9 protein-coding genes and 6 pseudogenes are annotated in these 14,085 nt (G+C 74.9%); 8 read left to right on the top strand and 7 right to left on the bottom strand.

Annotated elements, in window-relative coordinates:
* Positions 1-147 precede the first annotated feature (147 nt).
* Positions 148-777, top strand: a pseudogene (locus QMQ26_RS00955) (TetR/AcrR family transcriptional regulator); the annotation flags it as partial.
* Positions 778-1,133, top strand: a pseudogene (locus tag QMQ26_RS00950) (VOC family protein). It begins immediately after the preceding pseudogene.
* Positions 1,134-1,168: 35 nt separating this feature from the next.
* Here QMQ26_RS00950 and QMQ26_RS00945 read toward each other — a convergent pair.
* Positions 1,169-1,528 (bottom strand): 5-carboxymethyl-2-hydroxymuconate Delta-isomerase, encoded by a 360-nt coding sequence (locus tag QMQ26_RS00945; RefSeq protein ID WP_100834542.1) that lies wholly within the window; start codon positions 1,526-1,528, stop codon positions 1,169-1,171.
* 893 nt (positions 1,529-2,421) lie between these two features.
* Here QMQ26_RS00945 and QMQ26_RS00940 point away from each other — a divergent pair.
* Positions 2,422-4,143: pseudogene (locus QMQ26_RS00940) on the top strand (ATP-binding SpoIIE family protein phosphatase); the annotation flags it as partial.
* A 51-nt stretch (positions 4,144-4,194) separates the two neighbouring features.
* Here QMQ26_RS00940 and QMQ26_RS00935 read toward each other — a convergent pair.
* From QMQ26_RS00935 to QMQ26_RS00915, 5 genes and pseudogenes are all read right to left on the bottom strand, one after another.
* Positions 4,195-4,623 (bottom strand): SRPBCC family protein, encoded by a 429-nt coding sequence (locus QMQ26_RS00935; RefSeq protein ID WP_100834540.1) that lies wholly within the window; start codon positions 4,621-4,623, stop codon positions 4,195-4,197.
* Positions 4,624-4,803: 180 nt separating this feature from the next.
* Positions 4,804-5,139: a tetratricopeptide repeat protein gene (locus tag QMQ26_RS00930; RefSeq protein WP_282204384.1), complete on the bottom strand. Its 336-nt coding sequence runs from the start codon at positions 5,137-5,139 to the stop codon at positions 4,804-4,806.
* A gap of 185 nt (positions 5,140-5,324) precedes the next feature.
* Positions 5,325-6,740 carry a hypothetical protein gene (locus QMQ26_RS00925; RefSeq protein WP_282204383.1) on the bottom strand — a complete coding sequence of 472 codons (1,416 nt, stop codon included), beginning with the start codon at positions 6,738-6,740 and terminating at the stop codon, positions 5,325-5,327.
* Positions 6,741-6,981: 241 nt separating this feature from the next.
* Positions 6,982-7,407, bottom strand: a complete 426-nt coding sequence (locus QMQ26_RS00920; protein ID WP_100834537.1) for a Zn-ribbon domain-containing OB-fold protein — start codon at positions 7,405-7,407, stop codon at positions 6,982-6,984.
* A 185-nt stretch (positions 7,408-7,592) separates the two neighbouring features.
* Positions 7,593-8,320, bottom strand: a pseudogene (locus QMQ26_RS00915) (TetR family transcriptional regulator).
* 97 nt (positions 8,321-8,417) lie between these two features.
* Here QMQ26_RS00915 and QMQ26_RS37790 point away from each other — a divergent pair.
* The 5 genes and pseudogenes from QMQ26_RS37790 (at position 8,418) to efeU (ending at position 13,387) form a co-directional block, all read left to right on the top strand.
* Positions 8,418-8,879, top strand: coding sequence for an acyl-CoA dehydrogenase family protein (locus QMQ26_RS37790; protein WP_404814032.1), 462 nt, complete (start codon positions 8,418-8,420; stop codon positions 8,877-8,879).
* Positions 8,786-9,546, top strand: a pseudogene (locus QMQ26_RS37785) (acyl-CoA dehydrogenase family protein). The gene QMQ26_RS37790 and the pseudogene QMQ26_RS37785 overlap by 94 nt, the downstream one beginning before the upstream one ends.
* 348 nt (positions 9,547-9,894) lie before the next feature.
* Positions 9,895-11,058 (top strand): iron uptake system protein EfeO, encoded by a 1,164-nt coding sequence (gene efeO, locus QMQ26_RS00905; protein WP_282204382.1) that lies wholly within the window; start codon positions 9,895-9,897, stop codon positions 11,056-11,058.
* A 148-nt stretch (positions 11,059-11,206) separates the two neighbouring features.
* Positions 11,207-12,498: pseudogene (gene efeB / locus QMQ26_RS00900) on the top strand (iron uptake transporter deferrochelatase/peroxidase subunit).
* Between the two features lie 43 nt (positions 12,499-12,541).
* Positions 12,542-13,387 carry an iron uptake transporter permease EfeU gene (efeU, locus tag QMQ26_RS00895; protein WP_100834532.1) on the top strand — a complete coding sequence of 282 codons (846 nt, stop codon included), beginning with the start codon at positions 12,542-12,544 and terminating at the stop codon, positions 13,385-13,387.
* Between the two features lie 107 nt (positions 13,388-13,494).
* Here the strand turns inward: efeU and QMQ26_RS00890 are convergent, their stop codons facing one another.
* Positions 13,495-14,058, bottom strand: coding sequence for an EF-hand domain-containing protein (locus QMQ26_RS00890; RefSeq protein WP_100834531.1), 564 nt, complete (start codon positions 14,056-14,058; stop codon positions 13,495-13,497).
* Positions 14,059-14,085: the final 27 nt, after the last annotated feature.

The raw sequence follows: 14,085 nt of genomic DNA, 5'->3' as shown, positions 1-14,085 counted from the left end.
GCGCAAAGGCAAGTGTTCGCAAAGGCAAGTATGCGTGAAGGCGAATGTGCGCAAAGGCAAGTGTGCGTGAAGGCAAGTGTGCGAACGCAGACATTTGCGGCGGCGCATGATTGCGGGCGTGCAGGACGGTGTGGAACGCTGGTGCCCGTGACGACACCTGGGCTGCGGGAGCGGAAGAAGCGGGCCACCCGGGAGGCGCTGCGCGAAGCGGCCCTGCGGCTGGCCCTGGAGCGGGGGCCGGACGGGGTGCGGGTGGAGGACGTCGCCGAGGCGGCCGGAGTCTCGCCGCGCACGTACCACAACTACTTCGCCGGGCGGGAGCAGGCGATCGTCTCCGCCGTCACCGCCGACCGGGAGGAGCGGGTCGCCGCGGCGGTCGCGGCCCGGCCCGCGCGGGTGCGGCTGGCCGAGGCGGTCACCGACGCGGTGGTCGAGCAGTACACCGGCACCGGCGAGCGGACCCCCGAGGCGCTGCGGCTGATCGCCGCCCGGCCCGCGCTGCGCGAGGCGTTCCTCGGCACCACCGCCGGGATCGAGGCCCCGCTCGCGGCGGCGATCGCCGGACGCCTCGACGGCGCGGGAGCGGAAGGGGCCCGGGTCCTCGCGGCGGCCACCGCCGCCGCGGTCCGGATCGCGCTGGAGGACTGGCTCCGCCCGCCCGCGACCGGCCCGGCCGGGGATCCGGCCGACCCCGACGGCTCGCTGCCCGAGCGGCTGCGCGCGGCGCTGGCCCCGCTCGGCCCCGCGTTCGACGCCGCCGAGCGGCCCGCCCGGCCGGTGCGGCGGGTGGTGCCGAACCTGCGGGTGGCGGGGAGGGGGAGCGGACGCGGTCGGAGAACCGGGAGTTCTACGGGCGGCTCGGGTTCGAGGAGGCCATGAACCACGGCTGGATCATGACGCTGGCCGGGCCCGGCAGCCCGACCGCCCAGGTGAGCCTGATGGCCCGGGACGCCACCGCGCCCGTGGTGCCGGACCTGAGCGTGGAGGTGGCCGACGTGGACGCCGCGCACGCCGCGATGCTGGCCGCGGGGGCCGAGATCGTCCACCCGCTGAGCGACGAGGAGTGGGGCGTGCGCCGCTTCTTCGTCCGGGACCCGAACGGCCGGGTGGTGAACGTCCTGGGCCACCGCTGAGCGGGCGGGGCGGCCACCAGGCGGCCCACCGGCGACTACCAGCCGGTGCGCAGCCGGTAGGAGGCCGCCAGGTCGCGGACCTCCGCCGAGCGCACCACCTCGCGGTCCAGGACGGGGCGCAGGTGCTTGTCGAGCAGCCGCAGCACCTCCTCCGAGAGCCGGGCCTTGAGCCCCTCGGGCCGCCCGGGCAGCAGGCCGATCGCGATGTGCACGAAGGCCACCAACTGCCCGTCCGCGGCGTCGACCCAGGTCTCCGCCGCCGGGCGGAAGAAGGTCTTGCACACGCCCCGGGACGCCACCCACTCGCGCACCAGCGGGTGCAGCTCGCGGACGAAGCCGGGGCGGTCGAAGGCGTCGGCGAGCTGCGGCGAGTAGTCGACGGTGATGTGGGGCATGGCGGGACCTCTCCGCGCAGACGCTTGGCTTCTACATCCACCCATCCTCTCCCCGGCCCACCCCGCCCCCGCGCCCGGGGTGCCCCGCGAGCCCGCGGAGCAGACACCGCGGAGCGGACACCACCGGGCGGACAGCGGTCACCAGTGCCCCCACCAGCGCCCGTCCGACCCGACACCGCACCGTACGCAGGTCGCCCCGGACCCCCGCGGCCTCCAGCGGGAACCGGTCGGTGCCGTGGCCGCGCGGTCAAGCGCGCAGCCGCTCACCCGCCCTCGGCCGCTTCGGCCGCTTCGGCAGATCCGGGTGGTCCAGCACGCGGACCCGCTCCTCCCCGTCCTCGTCCACGGCCCCGTCCCGTCGACCGCCTGACGCGCTGTCACGCGAACGGGCCCCGGTGGGAACCGGCTCGTCGGCCCGGGAAATCCGGGCGCGGCCATTGGCCCGCTCCGAGCCGGGAGTGTAGGAATGGGCGTATGACCCGGTTTCGGGCAGCACCCGGTGCACGCAGCGTGGCGGGCGGTACCCCTCCGCGACGGCTGTCCATCGCCGCACGCCCCGCCCCGGCGGCCCGCGTGGCGCCCGCCCCCGCCGGACGGCCCGGATGAGGCCCGCCGCGGACGGGCGGGGCCGGCACCGCGCACCCGTACCGGCCGTCGTCCGCGAGGCGGTGCTGCTGCTCGACCCCGACCGGGTGCTGCGCCACGCCAACGACGAGGCCCGCCGCCTGCTCGACCTGCCCGCCGACTGCGAGGGCCGCCCGCTCGACGCGTTCGACCTGCCGCCCGCCCTGACCGCGCTGCTGCACGGCTCCGAGGAGTTCACCGACGCCCGCGCCGTCGTCCACGACCGCGTCCTCGGTGTCGACCTGCATCCCACCGACCGTTCCGGCGGCCCGTCCTACCTGATCGCCACCCTGCGCGACACCGCGCCGCTCAACGGGCCCGACACCGCCCGGCTGCGCCTGGAACTGCTCTACCGGGCCGGCGCCTCGATCGGCACCACCCTCGACATCACCCGCACCTGCGAGGAGCTCGCCGCCGCCCTGGTCCCGGCGTTCGCCGACTTCGCCTGCGTCGACCTGTACGAGGGCGTGCTGGCTGGCGGCGAACCGCGCCCCGGGCAGAGCCGCCCGCTGCACCGCGCCGCGCTGGCCGGCATCGGCGAACTGCCGCCGCTGCTGGCCCCCGGCTCGCCCGTCCCGCTCGTTCCCGGCACCCCCCGGGCCCGGGCCGTCGCCGGGCTGCGCTCGGTGGTCGAGCCCGACCTGTCGGCCGCGCTGGCCGCCTGGGACGAGATCCACCCGAGCACCGTCGAGGCGATGCGCGACCAGGGCGTGCACACCCTGGTCACGGTGCCGCTGACGGTCGGCGGGACGCTGCTGGGCGTGGCCACCTTCTGGCGGGCCCGCCCGCGCCCGGCCTTCGACGAGGAGGACCGCACCCTCGCCGAGGAACTCACCGCCCGCGCCGCCGTCCTGGTCGAGAACGCCCGCCGCTACACCCGCGAGCACACCATGGCCGTCGCCCTCCAGCACAGCCTGCTGCCCGCCGGGCTCCCCGAGCAGCACGCCCTGGAGGTCGCCTCCCGCTACCTGCCCGCGCAGGCCGGCGTCGGCGGCGACTGGTTCGACGTCATCCCGCTCTCCGGCGCCCGGGTCGCCCTGGTGGTCGGCGACGTGGTCGGCCACGGCGTGCACGCCGCCGCCACCATGGGGCGGCTGCGCACCGCCGTGCACACCTTCTCCTCGCTCGACCTCGCCCCCGACGAACTGCTCGGCCACCTCGACGCCCTGGTCAACCGCCTCGACCAGGAGCACCCCGCGCCCGACGGCAGCGAACGCCCGATCACCGGCGCGACCTGCCTGTACGCCGTCTACGACCCGGTCACCCGCCGCTGCACCCTCGCCCGGGCCGGCCACCCGCCGCCCGCCGTGGCCTACCCCGACGGCCGGGTCGAGATCGTCGACCTGCCCGCCGGGCCGCCGCTCGGCCTCACCGGCATGCCCTACGAGAGCGTCGAACTCGAACTCCCCGAGGGCAGCCGGTTGGTGCTGTACACCGACGGACTGGTCGAGTCCCGCAGCCACGACCTCGACCACGGCCTGAAACTGCTGCGCGCCGCCCTCGCCCACCCCGGCCGCGACCCCCGGCAGACCTGCGAGGACGTGCTGGCCGCCCTGCTGCCGGTCAACCCCGCCGACGACACCGCCCTGCTGGTGGCCCGCACCCGCGCGCTGCCCGCCGACCACGTCGCCGACTGGGAGGTCCCCGCCGACCCCGCCGCCGTCGCCCGCATCCGGGCCGCCGTCACCCGCCGCCTGGCCGACTGGGGCCTGGCCGACCAGGCGTTCGCCGCCGAACTCGTGCTCAGCGAACTGATCACCAACGCCATCCGCTACGCCGCCCCGCCGATCCGGGTCCGGCTGCTGCGCGACCGGGCGCTGATCTGCGAGGTCCGGGACGGCTCGGCCACCTCCCCGCACCTGCGCTACGCCACCGACACCGACGAGGGCGGGCGCGGCCTGTTCCTGGTCGCCCAGCTCGCCGAGCGCTGGGGCACCCGCTACCCCGCCAGCGGGAAGGTCATCTGGGCCGAACTGCCGCTGGCGGAGTGACCGGGGGCCGGGCCGGGGGTAGGGCCGGGAGACGGGCCCCGGGCCGGGCGCTCACTCCTCGCAGAGCTGCTTGAACAGCTCCAGGTCGGCGCGGACCGCCTCCTCCACCGCGTGGCTCTGCGCGTACCCGCCGTGCGGGCCGCCCAGCGACTCGGTCAGCTCCTGCGGGTCGTACTCCAGCCGCAGCTGCACCCGGGTGTGCGCGGCGTCCAGCTCCCGCAGCGCGAAGGTGCCGCGCAGCGGCGGACCGTCCACCGTCTCCCAGCTCATCACCCGGCCCCGCCCGTGGTCGGTCAGCTCCGCGTCCACCGCGTGCCGCTCGCCGCCGAACTCCACGTCCAGGTGCGCGTGGTGCCGGCCGTGGGCGCTGGCCTGCACCACCCCGGCGACGAACAGCGGGTACTCGGCGACCCGGTGCAGCTGCGACCAGGCCGTCCCGACCGGGGCGGTCACCTCGATCTGCTCCTCCAGCGTCCGCATCGGTCGGACCTCCGTTCCGTTCGCCCCGAGGGCGTGCTCCCTCCAGCCTGCCAGGGGCCGGGCCGGGCGACGACAGCACGCGGACGGCGCCGGGGCCGGGACACGGGCGGACAGCGCACCGCCCCCGGCCGGGGGACGGCCGGGGGCGGTGTGCCGCGGGGACGGGCGGACGGCGCCGGCTCAGTCCTGCGGGAACTCCCCGTCGAACACGGCCGCCAGCCGCAGGTACGGGGCGGCCTCGGCGGGCCGGCCCCGGCGCTCCAGGACGCGGCCGAGCGCCAGGTGCGCGTAGGGCTCCACCGGGTCGCGCGCGATCACCTCGCGCAGCTGCTCCTCGGCGCGGCGCAGCTGGGCCGAGTGGTAGTAGGCCCGGGCCAGCAGCAGGCGCGGGCCGACCTGCTCGGGCACCTCCGCGACCACGCCGGCCAGGATCAGCGCGGCGTCCGCGTACGCCTTGGAGTCGAAGAACAGCCGGGCGCGGGCCCAGCGTTCGGCCGTGCTCTCGCCCGGGGACACCAGGGCCGCGCCGAGCGGGCGGGGTCGGTGGGGCGGAGGTCGGTGGTCATGGGCTGCTCCTTCCCGTTTCCGGGTCTCCCGCCGGGCCGTACCGGCCCGACAGGTGGTTGAACCTTCACCGACCTGGGGGTATTCCGGGCGGCGCGGCGGGGCCGTCCCACCCGGCGTCGCCGCAGATCAGCGGCTCAACGCGGGGCCGACAGCTCCAGCAGGCGGTGCATGAACGGCACCGGCAGCGCCGGGTTCGCCGCCGCCGCCTCCGGCTGCGCGTCCGGCTCCAGCGCCCGCAGCAGCGCCCGCCACGGCAGCCGCGGATCGGCCGCCGCCGCCCGCGCCACCAGCACGTCACGGTCCGCCGCCAGCGCGGCCGACACCTCCGGCGCCAGCTCCGGATCGCGCAGCGCCGCCAGCCGCAGCGCGGGCTCCGGCCGCTCGGCCCAGCGGGCCAGGCCCGGCGCCGGGAACCGGGCGTCCGCCAGCAGCGCGGCCGGGCCCAGCAACTGCCCGTACACCGAGCGCAGCAGCCCGCCCGGCGCGTCCGCGCAGTGCTCCGCCAGCGCCAGGCGCACCCGCAGCTCACCGTCGGCCGCCAGCACCGCCACCACCGCCCGCGGCAGCCGCTCCAGCGAGGCGACCGCGCACCGCACCAGCGGGTGCGCCGAGCGGGCCAGCCGCAGCAGCTCCGCCGGATCGCCCGCCCGCTCGGCCACCCACGGCAGCGGCGGCGCGGCGTCCGGCAGCCGGCAGGCCACCGCCGCGCGCTGCTCCTCGGTCAGGTCCGGGCGCAGCGACACCGCCAGGCGCACCGCCTCGTTCGGGTCGGCCGCCAGGGCCAGCGCCAGGTCGGTGGGCAGTTGCGGGTTGCCCGCCGCGGCGGCCCTGATCCGCGGGTCGTCGTCCAGCACCAGCCACTCGCCCAGCGGCCGCTCCAGCGCCGCCGAGGCCGCCGTCCGCTCCCGGCGGGCCGGGTCGCTCTCGGCGATGTACCCGGCCAGCGTCACCGGCAGCTCGCGCTCCACCCGCAGCGCCCGCTGCACCGCGGCCCGCACCGCCGGGTCGCGGTCGGCCCGCAGCCCGGTCCGCACCCGGGGCGGCAGCTGCGGCCAGGACTCCGCCCGGACCGCCGCCGCGCGCACCGGCGGCGAGGTGTCCTGGACCAGGGCCACCAGCAGCTCCGGCGGCAGGCCCGCGCAGCCCGGCACCCGGCGGCGGGTCTCCGGGTCGCGGTCGGCGGCCAGCGCGGCCAGCGCCGCCGGGGGCAGCTCCACCCGGTGCGCGGCCGACGCGGCGGCCCGGCGGACCCGGCGCTCCCGGTCGCCGGCCAGCGCCGCCAGCGTCCGCGCCGACAGGTCCGGGCGCTCGGCCAGCGCCGCCCGCACCGGCCACTGCGGGTGCCGCAGCGCGGCCTCCAGCACCGGCGCCGGCAGCTCCGGGCGGCGCACCGGCCCGAGCGGCTCGGCGCCCTCCGCCAGCAGCCGCAGCAGCACCCCGACCGGCGCCCCGGGATTGGCCGCCAGCCCGCGGCACCAGGCCCGCACCGGTGGCGGGCCGGACAACGGGTGCCAGACGGCGGCCGGTTGATATGCGCTCAGACCGAGCACGTGCGAGTACCTCCCCCGGAACGGCAAACGCCATCGACCCTACCCGCGCGGCGGCGGTGCGTGCACCGGTTCCGCCAGGCCGGCACAGCCGGGAGAAGGCATGTCGGAAGTGTGCGCACGGCACGCACGTCCGAAGGAGAACGCCCCCGGTCGTGGCACCGAGTGCCACGACCGGGGGCGCGGGCCGGGCGCCGGTGGGGCGGCGGCCCGGAGACCTTCGGGGGTGCTGCCGCCGGGGTGCTCAGGGGCGGGGCGCGAGGCGGAAGGTCAGCATCCGGCCGCCCTCCTCGCTGGTCACCAGGTGCACCCGGGCGCCGATCGGCACCGCGCCCGGCAGCCCGCCGAGCACCGTGGCCTGCACGGTGAAGCCCTCGTCCAGCACGATCAGGTACGGCCGCCCCAGGTGCGGGCCGCGCCGGGTCGGGCGCAGCAGGCGCTGCACCGTGCCCTGCCCGCAGGCCCGGGCGGGCGACAGGTCGGCCGAGCCGCACACCGGGCACAGCAGGCAGGACGCCGCGCTGGCCGAGTGGCACCACTGGCAGCGCCGGTAGTCGAGTTCGGCCTCGCCGGCCGGGCCGGCGGGGTGCGCGGGGAAGGGGTGTTCGGCGAAGGGCTCGAACGGGGCGAGCGGGGCGTGCGGTGCGGACGGGGCGAGCGTGAGGGTCATGGCCGTCTCCTCCCTGGACCTGGGTGCGCCGCCGTACCGCCGCCCGGGAGCGGGCGTGCGGTCGGGGCGTCTGCCAGAAGGACGGTATGGCACTCAGTGCCTCGTGTAAAGGTACCGAGTGCCAGTCATATCGGACGATGTTCGACAGACTGTCAGCTCCGTGGGCGGACCGGCCGACCGGCCCGTCAGCCCTCCAGGGCCGCCTCCACCCCCTGCACCACCCGCCACATCGGCGTGCCGCGCCGGGCCACCATCACCACCACCTCGTCGTCCTGCGAACTGCCGCCCCCGCCGCCCTCCGCGCCGTCCCCCCAGGTGGCCACCACCAGTTGCAGCGCCTCGTCCACCGCCGCGCCCACGTCGCCCTCGCCGCCCGAGCGCAGCCAGGCCCGCAGCGCGTAGTTGTGCGCCGCCACCACCGCCGCCGCGATCACGTCGGCCCGCAGCGCGCCGTCCGAGCGGGCCGCGTACCGGGTGCGCAGGTGGCCGGCCAGGGTGCGCTCGTAGCGCCAGACCACCGACAGCTCGTGAGTGCGCAGGGTGGGCACCTGCTTGGTGAGCCGGTAGCGCCCCACCGAGAAGGCCGGGTTGCCCGCGTACATCCGCAGCACCAGCCGGGCCGCGTCGCACACCTGCTCCACCGGGTCGCCCGCCGGGTCGGCCGCGCCCAGGAAGGCCGTCATGTCCGCCAGGCAGCCGTCGTGGTCGGGAAGACCACCGCCTCCTTCGACGGGAAGTAGCGGAAGAACGACCGGCGGCCGACCCCGGCGAGCGAGACGATGTCGTCGATCGTGGTCTGCTCGAAACCCCGCTCCGAGAACAGCTCGAACGCCGCCTCGACCAGCGCGTCCCGCATCGTCGGCCGGGCCGCGCCGCCGCCGGACGCCCGGTCCTGCTCATGCACCTCGCTCATACCGGGACGGTAGCACCGACCAGGCGGTTCGGGCTGGGCCGGACGGCACTGAGTGTGCATAATCGGGGGTACTGAGTGCCACACCGAGGAGACTGCCATGACCCAGGACTTCGACCTCTACCGGCTCGGCGAGGAGCACGTGATGCTCCGGGAGTCGGTGCGTGCGCTGGCGGAGGCGAAGATCGCTCCGTTCGCGGCGGCGGTGGACGAGGAGGGGCGTTTCCCGCAGGAGGCGTTGGACGCGTTGCGGGCGGCGGATCTGCACGCGGTGCACGTGCCGGAGGAGTACGGGGGTGCGGGGGCGGACGCGCTGGCGACGGTGCTGGTGATCGAGGAGGTGGCGCGGGTGTGTGCGTCGTCGTCGTTGATTCCGGCGGTGAACAAGCTGGGGTCGTTGCCGGTGCAGCTGTCGGGGTCGGAGGAGTTGAAGGCGAAGTACCTGGGGGCGTTGGCGCGGGGGAGGGGATGTTCTCGTACTGCCTCTCGGAGCCGGAGGCGGGGTCGGACGCGGCGGGGATGCGGACGCGGGCGGTGCGGGACGGGGACTTCTGGGTGCTGAACGGGGTGAAGCGGTGGATCACCAACGCGGGGTGTCGGAGTTCTACACGGTGATGGCGGTGACCGACCCGGACAAGCGCTCCAAGGGGATCTCGGCGTTCGTGGTGGAGAAGGGCGACGCGGGGGTCTCGTTCGGGGCGCCGGAGAAGAAGCTGGGGATCAAGGGCTCGCCGACGCGTGAGGTGTACTTCGACGACGTGCGCATCCCGGCGGAGCGGATGATCGGCGAGCAGGGCACGGGCTTCGCCACCGCGATGCGCACGCTGGACCACACCCGGGTGACGATCGCGGCGCAGGCGCTGGGCATCGCGCAGGGCGCGCTGGACTACGCCAAGGGGTACGTGAAGGAGCGGCGGCAGTTCGGCAAGCCGATCGGGGACTTCCAGGGCGTGCAGTTCATGCTGGCGGACATGGCGATGAAGCTGGAGGCGGCCCGGCAGCTCACCTACGCGGCGGCGGCGAAGTCGCAGCGCTCGGACGGGGATCTGACGTTCTTCGGGGCGGCGGCCAAGTGCTACGCGTCGGACGCGGCGATGGAGATCACGGTGGACGCGGTGCAGTTGCTGGGGGTTACGGGTACACCCGGGACTACCCGGTGGAGCGGATGATGCGGGACGCGAAGATCACCCAGATCTACGAGGGCACCAACCAGGTCCAGCGCATCGTGATGGCCCGCAACCTCCCCGAGTAGACAAGACGGGACAAGACCGGCGCGGCGTGGGGCGGACAACTGCCCCGCGCCGCGCCGCCGTGTGCGCGGCTGCCGCTCCGGGGCAGTGGTTCCGGTCACACGCGGGGCTCCCGGAGCGGGTGGGGTCGGGGTGAACTCCGGCCATTGCCGGGGGAGTTGGCCGGAAATGAGGGGCGGGTGGGGAGCTGCGGGGCGACTCCGTCCGGCCCGGGGTGTCGACCCGGTGTGGCGGGGGACCTAAGGTATGCCTTAGCTTACCTGGCGGTCTCCGGGGGTTCCCGAGCGGCCGCCGCACCGGCCCAACCCTCTCGTTCCTGGAGTGAGCATGCCTGCCCGCCGTACGTCTGCTGCCGCGTTCCTGGTCCTCGCCGTGGCGGGTGCCGCGCTGGTGGGGTGCTCGAAGAAGGACGACGGTGCCCCGACCGCGGCGGACGGCTCCGCCGCCTCCGGCCCGGTGCAGGTGACCGCGACGGACAGCACGTGTGCCCTGTCGAAGACCTCCTTCCCGGCCGGGCACGTCGAGTTGGCGGTGGCGAACAAGGGCAACAAGGTCACCGAGGTGTACGTCTACGCCGACGGCGACAAGATCGTCACCGAGCGGGAGAACATCGGCCCCGGCACCAAGGCGACCATCAACGCCGAGATCAAGGCCGGCACCTACGAGGTCGCCTGCAAGCCGGGCATGACCGGCGACGGCATCCGGCAGAAGATCACCGTCACGGCCGGCGCCTCGGCCTCGGCGAAGACCGACGACCGGCTGACCCGGGCGGTCACCGACTACCGCACCTACGCCCAGGAGCAGGCCGACGCCACCATCCCGGTGGTGGAGCAGTTCGCCGCCGCGATCACCGCGGGCGACGTGGAGAAGGCCAAGTCGCTGTTCGCCGCCTCCCGGGTGGGCTGGGAGCGCACCGAGCCGGTGGCCGAGAGCTTCGGTGACATCGACCCGAAGACCGACACCCGCGAGGACGGCCTGGAGGAGGGCCAGGCGTGGACCGGCTGGCACCGCCTGGAGAAGTCGCTCTGGGAGGACGGGAAGATCGGCGACGAGGAGAAGACCCTCGCCACCCAGCTGGTCACCGACCTGAAGGACTGGCAGACCCGCATCCCCAGCGCCGAGATCACCCCCACCGGCATGGCCAACGGTGCCAAGGAACTGCTGGACGAGGTCTCCAAGAACAAGATCACCGGTGAGGAGGACCGCTACAGCCACACCGACCTCTCCGACTTCGCCGCCAACGTCGAGGGCGCCCGCCAGGCCTACGAACTGCTCAAGCCGGTCGCCTCCGAGAACGACCCGGAGCTGTCCAAGACCCTGGACGGCGAGTTCGAGAAGATCACCGCGCTGCTCGGCAAGTACCGCAACGCCGACGGCACCTACACCACGTACGACAAGGTCACCGAGGACGAGCGCAAGACCTTCTCGGACGCGGTCAACTCGCTCGGCGAGCCGCTGTCCAAGCTGGCCGCCGCCGTGGTGGTCAAGTAGCCGCGACCGTCCGGTCAAGCCCAGGTCAAACGGGGTGCCCGGGGCCGAATGCGAGGTAAGGCCAGCGTAAGCTAAGCCTCCGTCAGGGTGCTGTCGCAGCAGCGGCGGCACCCGCACCCGGTTTCACGTCCGAGAGGGAACACCAGAGATGGACGCCGAGAACGAGCAGCAGGCGCCCCCCGCCGAGAGCGGCGGGCCCGCGCCGCGCGCCGGGCTCAGCCGGCGTGCCGTCATAGGCTGGGCGGGAGCCGGCGTCGCGCTCGGCGCGGCCGCGGTGGGCACGGTGGCCGCCGCGACCATGTCGGACGGGGACGGCGGCCCCGCCCCGCAGGCCCCCGACGTCCCGTTCTACGGCGAGCACCAGGCGGGCATCTCCACCCCGGTCCAGGACCGGCTGCACTTCGCCGCGTTCGACGTGATCACCGACGACCGCGACGCCCTGGTGAAGATGCTCAAGGAGTGGACGAAGGCGGCCGCCTCGCTCACCGGCGGGCGCGAGGTCGGCGGCGGTGCGGTCGGCGTCGTCCCCGAGTCCCCGCCGGACGACACCGGCGAGGCGCTGGGCCTGCCCCCCTCCCGCCTCACCCTGACCATCGGCTTCGGGCCGACGCTGTTCGAGAAGGACGGCCAGGACCGGTTCGGACTCAAGGCCAGGCGCCCGGAGGCGCTGGTCGACCTGCCGAAGTTCAAGGGCGACCGGCTGGAGGCGGCCCGCAGCGGCGGCGACCTGTGCGTCCAGGCCTGCGCCGACGACCCGCAGGTCGCCGTGCACGCGATCCGCAACCTGGCCCGGATCGGCATGGGCGTGGTCAACGTCCGCTGGTCGCAGCTCGGCTTCGGCAAGACCTCCTCCACCACGCCCGACAGCCAGACCCCGCGCAACCTGATGGGCTTCAAGGACGGCACCCACAACATCGCCGGGACCGACGCCGACGCGCTCGCCCAGCACGTATGGGCCGCCCCGGCGACGGCACCGACTGGATGACCGGCGGCTCCTACCTCGTCGCCCGCCGCATCCGGATGACCATCGAGACCTGGGACCGCGCCTCGCTCAAGGACCAGGAGGACACCTTCGGCCGCACCAAGATCGAGGGCGCCCCCTACGGCAAGCAGAAGGAACGCGACACCCCCGACCTGTCCGCGATGCCCGCCGACTCGCACGTCCGCCTGGCGCACCCCGACAGCAACGACGGGCTGATGATCCTGCGCCGCGGCTACTCCTTCACCGACGGCACCGACGGCCTCGGCCGCCTGGACGCCGGCCTGTTCTTCCTGGCCTACCAGCGCGACACCCGCAAGGCGTTCGTCCCGCTGCAGACCAAGCTCGCGGCCGACGACGCGCTCAACGAGTACATCACCCACGTCGCCTCCGCCCACTTCGCCTGCCCGCCCGGTGTCCGCAAGCCCGGCGAGTGGTGGGGCCAGACCCTCCTCGGCTGACCCCCCGCCCCGCTCTTCTGAAGTCTGGAGAAGGAGAACCGCCGTGTTCGCCAATTACCTGATCGGCCTGCGCGAGGGCCTCGAAGCCAGCCTGGTGGTCTGCATCCTGATCGCCTACCTGGTCAAGACCGACCGCAGGGACCGCCTCGGCCCGGTGTGGATCGGCGTCGGCAGCGCCGTCGTGCTGGCGATGGCCTTCGGCGCGCTGCTCCAGTTCGGCTCCAACCAGCTGTCCTTCGAGGCCCAGGAGGCGCTCGGCGGCAGCCTGTCGATCATCGCGGTCGGCCTGGTCACCTGGATGGTCTTCTGGATGCGCCGCACCGCGCGCCACCTGAAGAGCGAACTCCAGGGCAAGCTGGACGCCGCGCTCGCCATGGGCACCGTCGCCCTGGTCGTCACCGCCTTCCTGGCCGTCGGCCGCGAGGGACTGGAGACCGCGCTGTTCATCTGGACCGCCGTCCAGGCCACCGGCGACGGCTGGAACCCGCTGGTCGGCGCGACCCTCGGCCTGCTCACCTCGGTGGTGCTCGGCTGGCTGTTCTACCGCGGCGCGCTGAAGATCAACCTGGCGAAGTTCTTCACCTGGACCGGCGGCATGCTGGTCGTCGTCGCCGCGGGCGTCCTCGCCTACGGCGTGCACGACCTCCAGGAGGCCGACTGGATACCCGGCCTGAGCACGCTGGCCTTCGACATCTCCTCCACCATCCCGGCCGACAGCTGGTACGGGACGCTGCTCAAGGGCGTCTTCAACTTCCAGCCGAACCCGACCAAGGTCCAGGTCTGGGTCTGGGCGCTCTACCTGGTGCCGACGCTCTACTTCTTCTTCCGCAAGCCCGCGGGCTCCCCGCCCGAGCCCGCGCAGGTCTCGGCGGAGGCGAAGGCCGCCTGAGGGGCGAGCCCTAGGGGCGAGGGGACGGGAACCGCCCGGGTGCCGCGACGCGCGGCAGCCGGGCGGTTCCCGTTCTCCGGCCCGGAGCCGGCTCCGGGCCGGGCCGGTCAGGTGAGCGGGCCGTAGAGCCAGTTGCCCGGGGCGTCGGGGTCGGGGCTGAGGTAGAACTCCTGGAGGGCGGTGAGCAGTTCGTCCACGCTGAGCCTGCCGCTGCCGTCGGTGTCGAGGTGCCGGAAGGCGGCGGCGCGGTGTTCGGGTGCGGTGCGGAAGGCCTGCTGCCAGGACTGGAACTCCCGCTCGTCGACCTCGCCGTCGCCGTCGGTGTCGAGCAGGGCGACGACCGCCTCGGTGAGCGGGCGCAGGGCGGTGCGGAAGCCGTCGGGGGAGGTGATGAAGGCGCCGGTCATGCCCGCGCGGTACTCCTCGGGGGTCAGCCGCCGGTCGCCGTCGGCGTCGGCGGCCGCGGCGAGGGCCTCCCAGTAGCGGGCCATGCCCGCCATCAGGGCGGTGCCCTTGGGGGAGGTCGGCGGCTCGCCGAACTCGGAGAGCAGCCGGGCGCCCAGGGTCAGCAGGTCCTCGCGGTCGACGGTGCCGTTGCCGTCGGCGTCGAGGTGGCCGAAGCAGAGGGCGATCTTGCGGTCGAGCAGGGGCGTGCCGGAAAGCGCGGTCATGGGGGTGCCTCTCTCTCGCGGGTGGTG

This window comes from Kitasatospora fiedleri, from assembly GCF_948472415.1.
Classification (GTDB): domain Bacteria; phylum Actinomycetota; class Actinomycetes; order Streptomycetales; family Streptomycetaceae; genus Kitasatospora; species Kitasatospora fiedleri.
The sequence above is the reverse complement of the archived record's forward strand: the minus strand, read 5'-3'. Positions and strand labels throughout refer to the sequence as shown.